The sequence below is a fragment of the Bradyrhizobium sp. NBAIM03 genome, from assembly GCF_020194055.1.
Lineage (GTDB): Bacteria > Pseudomonadota > Alphaproteobacteria > Rhizobiales > Xanthobacteraceae > Bradyrhizobium > Bradyrhizobium yuanmingense.
This window is the reverse complement of the sequence record NZ_JADYVS010000150.1, coordinates 1-451: the sequence shown is the minus strand read 5'-3', so window position 1 is coordinate 451 and position 451 is coordinate 1. Positions and strand designations below refer to the sequence as shown.

Genomic DNA, 451 nt, shown 5'->3' with positions numbered 1-451 from the left:
ATGCCAACGGCCGCGACCTCACGCAATTCGGCCGCTGGTACAGCCAGGCCGGCACGCCGGTCGTTGCTGTTGAGGGCCACCACGATGCGGCCACGCACACGTACACGCTCACGCTGCGGCAACGCTGTGAGCCAGTCGGCATCGAGACCACCAGCGGCATCCAGAAGCAGCCGTTCCACATTCCGTTTGCGGTGGGCCTGATCGACAAGCAGGGCCGTGACTTGCCGCTGCGCTTGCGTGGCGAGGCCGCATCGCCCTCGCCCATAACCACGCGCGTACTGGACTTCACTGAAACCAAGCAGACCTTCGTCTTCGAAGACGTGGCCGAAGCGCCGTTGCCCTCGCTGCTGCGCAATTTCTCGGCGCCGGTGATCGTGGAATACGGCTATACGACCGAGCAGCTTACGTTCCAGCTCGCGCACGATTCCGACCCGTTCAACCGCTGGGAAGC

The 451-nt window shown here is 64.3% G+C and carries 1 protein-coding gene; it reads left to right on the top strand.

The features are described 5' to 3' along the window. Nucleotides 1-451: DUF3458 domain-containing protein (locus I6F21_RS37825; RefSeq protein WP_225184399.1), on the top strand; the 451-nt coding region annotated here is incomplete at both ends.